Origin of the sequence: Borrelia hispanica CRI, from assembly GCF_000500065.1 — a bacterium.
In the GTDB taxonomy this organism is placed as follows: Bacteria; Spirochaetota; Spirochaetia; order Borreliales; family Borreliaceae; genus Borrelia; species Borrelia hispanica.
The window spans coordinates 1-4,528 of record NZ_AYOU01000125.1 but is presented as its reverse complement, the minus strand read 5'-3'; the positions used below and the strand labels follow the sequence as shown (position 1 = coordinate 4,528).

The following is a 4,528-nucleotide window of genomic DNA, read 5'->3' as shown; positions in this document are numbered from 1 at the left end:
TCTACTGCTCCCAATAACTTATTTACTGCGGTTATCCCTACTTTTTGTACTTCTTCTTTTCCTCCTGCTTGTCCATCTTGAGCTCCTGATGCCAATTTACCGTCTTCAACCAATGAACGTAATGCTATTCCTCCTGCTACTGCTGCTGCTTTTGCATCTGAAGCATTTGCTAAGTGAGCCGATGTTCCTCCTTTTGCAAATTCCAATGGAGTTGTACCTGAAGTTGCATTACCTGTCAAAGCCACAACCCTATTTTCTGTAGATTTCACTATTGATGCCAGCATTTCTTCTCCACCTCCACTTACACTTRTGATAGTATTAACACTGCTTTAGATACACTTCCTGCTTCCGAAGCCTCATTTGTAGACAATATCTTARCTCCTTCCTTATTATCCKCATCACCTAACTTTACTGCTGTACTTCCCGATCTTGGTTCTGAAATATTTTCTCCTTTTGCTACTTTTACTATTTCTTGCAATGCTTTAAGGGTTTTCTTTATTGAATTGTCATCTACTGTTACTCCTTTATTATTAGTTACCGCCTCACCTACTAGACTAGCATCACCTACCTGCCCTAATGACTCTAAATGTCCTTTTAACGTATCTAAAACTCCCTTGGCTGAATTAACTATTTCTCTAATTGGATTTTTTGATAAATCACTTTTATCAACACCTACCTCTGCTTTTTGTGCTACTTCCTCTAATTCTTTTGATGCCTCGCCAAGCCTCTTACCTAGGTTATTAAAATATACTCCTACATCCTCTCTCTTTGTAGTTGTGTTCACTTTAAATCCCAATACATCTGACACTAACTCCAAAAATGCATAAAATGCATTCTCTGCACTTCTCCCTACTTCCATCATTGCTCCACTTAATCCTCTCCCATCTCCTCCTCCTGTCCCTTTTCCCTTTACTCCCCCACTATTACATCCCATCACCATATTATCTTTGTTTGTACAATTTTATATAATAAACTGAATACTTTTAATTAGAACATTTTAAAGAAATCACAAATAATAAAATTAATCATATCAAGTAACATATTTCTATTTAACACACTATAAAATAAAAGATACCAAAAGCTTAACTCTTAGTATCTTCACTTTATGACTTTATTTTTATTATTTACTTACATAACTTTGCCTATTTATTTTGACCACCAGAACCACTATTCTCAGATGCTACAGTAGTAGCATTAGTATTAATTTTCATTGCTGCTTTTACTTCTTTAAGTCCTGCATCTATTATCTTCCTTATTGCTATTGTTAATATATCTAGTGCCTTAGTTACTGCACTAACAGCAGCCCCTTTAACTGCAGTAGTAACTTCAGCAGTTCCAGCATTATCATTAGCAAATTTACCATTCTTTGCCATAGCTCGCAATGCCATAGCTCCTGCTATTGTTCCATCTTTTGCATTAGCAACAGTAGCACTAGCATTTTTAACTATAGCCTGCAAAATATCAGCACCAGTCACTGCTCCTACTGCTTTTGATACATCTGCCGCTGATTTCTTTGCATTAGCAGTATCAGCAATAGCACCAACACCAAATAATTTCCCAGCTTCTCCATCAACACCAGTTCTTGCACTAAGATTTTCAGCCTTCTTATCATCCCCAGCATCATGTTTACCCTCTTTAAGTACTACTTCTACTATTCCTTTAATTCCTTTTACTAAACTATTAATATCACCAGCAGTACCTCCATTATTCTGAGCAGCAACAGCACCAATTGGTTCACTAGCATCTCCTATTGCCTCACTTGCAGCCTTTGCTCCACCAATTATCTTATCTAGTGTTTCACTTAACAATTTTTTTACCGCACTCTCAGTAGCCTCTGCATTAGGATTCTTTTCTTCCTTCATTTTAGCAACAATTTTATTAAGCCCATCCTTTATCCCTTGTACAGTCTCCTGCACCTTCTTAAAGTAATTCCCTACATCCGATTTCTTACTCTCCAAATTTAATCCCAATACACTCCCTACCATATCCCCAAATGAAGTGAAAACATTCAAAAATTCATTACTTACATTAACTAATGACTGCAAAAATTTATTCTTTCCTTCCTCTCCTCCCGCAACTCCCCCACTATTACATCCCATCACCATCCATTATATTTTATTCTTTTTTATCATCTTTTTAATATTTATATCGATTCCTTGTTTCTTTTTATTAGTCCATCTACTAAAAACAGTAAAGACACAAAAAACAAAATCAATCAAATATCCTTGGCATTATCTCTAATATTGACTTTCTCATATTTTATGACATACACCTATTGCATGAAACGTTGCTTTTTATAAACTTTAATGTATTTTTAATACATATTATATTAATAACAATTAAAATTATAATCAGATATCATTAAAATTTTCTAAAACAACTTAAATATCGCAAATAAGTAAGAATCAAAGCTTACATTTTATAATACAATTTATTATCTTTTTCATAAAATACATCCTTTCAATATCTTTTTACGAATTAAACCTATTATACAATCAATTATGATTAAAGACATTTTCTATAGCTCAGTCACAGCCATAAACGTCATTCATTCTCTAAAATAACATGATTTTATATTGTTATCTGGAAACTTAATCCTATCGATTTTGTAATAAAATTAACAATTTGTATTTACTTACCCAAAACCGAATAAATTATTGAAATTAATGCCAAAAAAATCCCTACATTAAGTGTGATAATAGTTCCAAACATCCAATTATGTAATTTTAATTTACTATTAAGTTCTATTTTGTTAATTTCAATTTTATTATCAAGCTCATCAAATTTAATATCAATTTTAACATTTAAGTTATTTTCAACAACATTTATCTTATTATCAAACTCATTAAATTTAATATTGAGCTTGTTATCAAGTTCTTTAATATCTGATTTTAATTCACCTTTTATATTGTCTATCTTATTATCAAGCTCAGTGAATTTGGTATCCATTCTATTAATAAGTTCTTCTTTTGTATCAAAAATTTTTTCTTCTAAATGTTTTAATTTTATGTCAAAGTTTTCTTTGAGATACTCAATATCTTTATAAGTAAGCTCATTTTTATAGTATCTATAAGACAAGTCATCAGCAATTTCTTTATTAATACCTGCCTTAATAAGCTCATTTAATACCATCTGTCGAGTAACTACAGGTTGCATTCGCATATATTCCACAACAATCTCCTTATACAATTATACAGCATTTTCAATCATGTTAAAATAATTATTGTTAATAATATAAGTAAACATTTATTTGGGGTATAAAAAATCACCTTGACCCAAATCTAGCCAAGAGTGAAATTTTTGTATATAATAATATACAAGTAACAATCCAAAGATTCTTTGTAAAAAGAAAATCCAAACTTTGGATACAAAAAAAACCCTATGCTAAGTATAACAAAAGACAAAAAGAATTTCAAACATCAAGACCCAAAAGGTCAAATAAATATAATATTAAAAAGCCTTGTAGAATTAAATATTTATAAAAATCCCCATAATAGTCAAACAATACGAATGTCCTATGTTAAATTGCAAATAATCAAGATGCTAAAACGATATAACAGAATAATTAAAGTTTATTGGGCAATCAATACTAAAAATACAAACTATAAACAATCAATGGGAATTGAAGAATATTCAGCATGTGACATCCAAAAAATAGTACTTAAATTATTAGAAAATGATGCTGCAAAAAAAGTATGTAAACGCACACTAGAATTAGATATAAAGCTACTCAATAATCTAAATCTAATAAAATCTAAAATCATAAGATTTGGAAAAGGAAAAGGAAGTGTCGCTTATTATGTGCAAAACATGGAACTAATGCCTACACATAAAGACGCGATATTAGAATATCTAACACAAATGCTACAAGATAATTTAAAAGATAAAATCATAATTGGAAACTTCGATCTTGATGAGCCTTTTGATAATGAACCCAAAAATATAAATTCAAAAACTATAAAATTTATAACAGAAAAAATAGAAAACAAAACTAACGAACAACTTCATAAAAATCGCATGGGTATAATTTCGCATGTGCAAAGTTTGGATTATTTTAATAAAGCTAATATAAGCAATATAAATAAAGAGAATTCTAAGAACTCTTTAGAGAAAAACTCTGTAAAAAGTCTTTCATGTAAAAAACCAAAAARYGTKGAAMARAAAARTGAAAAAGTGCAATTTAAACGAATTGGCGTAAAAACTAGACTGATAGAAGTGCACAAAATAAGCAAAAACTATATGCAACAGGTGAAAGAGCTGAGCAACAACGATTCAACGTACATAAACGCCTTGCTAAATTTGGAGACTGCCATAAATGAGTATGGGAAAGAATATGACATCGAAGATATTTTGAAACACTTTCTAAAGCAATTTGGCAACAGGTACAAGTACAAAGTGTGGATGATGATGAAAAGAACAGATGGCGTAATAAACGACTATGATCTCATATGGGAGGGCCGATTCAAAGATTGGTACTCGCACAAATATAAGAAAAATTACACGACGAAAAAAGAAAAATATGGCGAAA

Annotated in this window: 3 protein-coding genes and 1 pseudogene; 1 reads left to right on the top strand and 3 read right to left on the bottom strand. The window is 30.9% G+C overall.

Annotation, left to right across the window (positions count from 1 at the left end; translation table 11 throughout):
• The 3 genes and pseudogenes from U880_RS10160 to bdr form a co-directional block, all read right to left on the bottom strand.
• Positions 1–940, bottom strand: a pseudogene (locus U880_RS10160) (variable large family protein); the annotation flags it as partial.
• Positions 941–1,142: 202 nt separating this feature from the next.
• Complete coding sequence (locus tag U880_RS10155) at positions 1,143–2,105, bottom strand: variable large family protein (RefSeq protein WP_038359351.1); 963 nt, start codon at positions 2,103–2,105, stop codon at positions 1,143–1,145.
• Between the two features lie 526 nt (positions 2,106–2,631).
• Positions 2,632–3,162, bottom strand: coding sequence for a Bdr family repetitive protein (gene bdr, locus U880_RS0105535; RefSeq protein WP_456061756.1), 531 nt, complete (start codon positions 3,160–3,162; stop codon positions 2,632–2,634).
• Between the two features lie 219 nt (positions 3,163–3,381).
• On the opposite strand from bdr, the gene U880_RS0105530 reads away from it, so the two are divergent.
• Positions 3,382–4,528: plasmid maintenance protein (locus tag U880_RS0105530; RefSeq protein ID WP_024655109.1), on the top strand; the 1,147-nt coding region annotated here is incomplete at its 3' end.

What these genes read in the sequence shown, in the direction of transcription:
- U880_RS10155 (WP_038359351.1), bottom strand. Translation starts at nt 2,105, where the DNA reads ATGGTGATGGGATGTAATAGTGGGGGAGTTGCGGGAGGAGAGGAAGGA.
- bdr (WP_456061756.1), bottom strand. Translation starts at nt 3,162, where the DNA reads ATGCGAATGCAACCTGTAGTTACTCGACAGATGGTATTAAATGAGCTT.